Raw genomic sequence first — 2,506 nt, forward strand, 5'->3', positions numbered from 1 at the left:
CTTCAGAACTAACACAGTGGACGCGAGCAACTGAGGACAAGCCCTCGGCCTATTAGTACCAGTCAGCTCCACCCGTTACCGGGCTTCCACATCTGGCCTATCAACCCAGTCGTCTACTGGGAGCCTTACCCTCTCAAGGAGGTGGGAATACTCATCTTGAAGCAGGCTTCCCGCTTAGATGCTTTCAGCGGTTATCCCTCCCGAACGTAGCCAACCAGCCATGCCCTTGGCAGGACAACTGGCACACCAGAGGTTCGTCCGTCCCGGTCCTCTCGTACTAGGGACAGCCCTTCTCAATATTCCTACGCGCACAGCGGATAGGGACCGAACTGTCTCACGACGTTCTAAACCCAGCTCGCGTACCGCTTTAATGGGCGAACAGCCCAACCCTTGGGACCGACTCCAGCCCCAGGATGCGACGAGCCGACATCGAGGTGCCAAACCATCCCGTCGATATGGACTCTTGGGGAAGATCAGCCTGTTATCCCCGGGGTACCTTTTATCCGTTGAGCGACGGCGCTTCCACAAGCCACCGCCGGATCACTAGTCCCGACTTTCGTCCCTGCTCGACCCGTCGGTCTCACAGTCAAGCTCCCTTGTGCACTTACACTCAACACCTGATTGCCAACCAGGCTGAGGGAACCTTTGGGCGCCTCCGTTACCCTTTGGGAGGCAACCGCCCCAGTTAAACTACCCATCAGACACTGTCCCTGATCCGGATCACGGACCGAGGTTAGACATCCAGCACGACCAGAGTGGTATTTCAACGGCGACTCCACAACCACTGGCGTGGCTGCTTCAAAGTCTCCCACCTATCCTACACAAGCCGAACCGAACACCAATATCAAACTATAGTAAAGGTCCCGGGGTCTTTCCGTCCTGCTGCGCGAAACGAGCATCTTTACTCGTAGTGCAATTTCACCGGGCCTATGGTTGAGACAGTCGAGAAGTCGTTACGCCATTCGTGCAGGTCGGAACTTACCCGACAAGGAATTTCGCTACCTTAGGATGGTTATAGTTACCACCGCCGTTTACTGGCGCTTAAGTTCTCAGCTTCGCAACCCCGAAAGGTCACTAACCGGTCCCCTTAACGTTCCAGCACCGGGCAGGCGTCAGTCCGTATACATCGCCTTACGGCTTCGCACGGACCTGTGTTTTTAGTAAACAGTCGCTTCTCGCTGGTCTCTGCGGCCACCCCCAGCTCACGGAGCAAGTCCGATCACCAGTGATGGCCCCCCTTCTCCCGAAGTTACGGGGGCATTTTGCCGAGTTCCTTAACCATAGTTCACCCGAACGCCTCGGTATTCTCTACCTGACCACCTGAGTCGGTTTAGGGTACGGGCCGCCATGAAACTCGCTAGAGGCTTTTCTCGACAGCATAGGATCATCCACTTCACCACAATCGGCTCGGCATCAGGTCTCAGCCTTAATGAGGGACGGATTTGCCTACCCCTCGGCCTACACCCTTACCCCGGGACAACCACCGCCCGGGCTGGACTACCTTCCTGCGTCACCCCATCGCTTACCTACTACAAGTCTGGTTCGTCGGCTCCACCACTTTCCTTTCCCCGAAGGGTCCGGAACGGCTTCACGGACTTAGCATCGCCTGATTCGATATTGGGCGTTTCAAAGCGGGTACCGGAATATCAACCGGTTGTCCATCGACTACGCCTGTCGGCCTCGCCTTAGGTCCCGACTTACCCTGGGCAGATCAGCTTGACCCAGGAACCCTTAGTCAATCGGCGCACACGTTTCTCACGTGTGTATCGCTACTCATGCCTGCATTCTCACTCGTGAACCGTCCACAACTAGCTTCCGCTGCTGCTTCACCCGGCACACGACGCTCCCCTACCCATCACAGCGGGCGTTGGCCCTATTGCTGCAATGACACGACTTCGGCGGTACGCTTGAGCCCCGCTACATTGTCGGCGCGGAATCACTTGACCAGTGAGCTATTACGCACTCTTTCAAGGGTGGCTGCTTCTAAGCCAACCTCCTGGTTGTCTCTGCGACTCCACATCCTTTCCCACTTAGCGTACGCTTAGGGGCCTTAGTCGATGCTCTGGGCTGTTTCCCTCTCGACCATGGAGCTTATCCCCCACAGTCTCACTGCCGTGCTCTCACTTACCGGCATTCGGAGTTTGGCTAAGGTCAGTAACCCGGTAGGGCCCATCGCCTATCCAGTGCTCTACCTCCGGCAAGAAACACACGACGCTGCACCTAAATGCATTTCGGGGAGAACCAGCTATCACGGAGTTTGATTGGCCTTTCACCCCTAACCACAGGTCATCCCCCAGGTTTTCAACCCTGGTGGGTTCGGTCCTCCACGAAGTCTTACCTCCGCTTCAACCTGCCCATGGCTAGATCACTCCGCTTCGGGTCTAGAGCGTGCAACTCAATCGCCCTATTCGGACTCGCTTTCGCTACGGCTTCCCCACACGGGTTAACCTCGCTACACACCGCTAACTCGCAGGCTCATTCTTCAAAAGGCACGCAGTCACGACTC

General features: G+C 56.5%; 1 rRNA gene (cut by a window edge). It reads right to left on the minus strand.

What is annotated here, in order from left to right:
• Positions 1-32: 32 nt before the first annotated feature.
• Positions 33-2,506, minus strand: a 23S ribosomal RNA gene (locus ACGFXC_RS37465); it runs 177 nt beyond the window's last position.

The sequence above is a fragment of the Streptomyces sp. NPDC048507 genome, assembly GCF_043199995.1.
Taxonomy (GTDB): domain Bacteria; phylum Actinomycetota; class Actinomycetes; order Streptomycetales; family Streptomycetaceae; genus Streptomyces.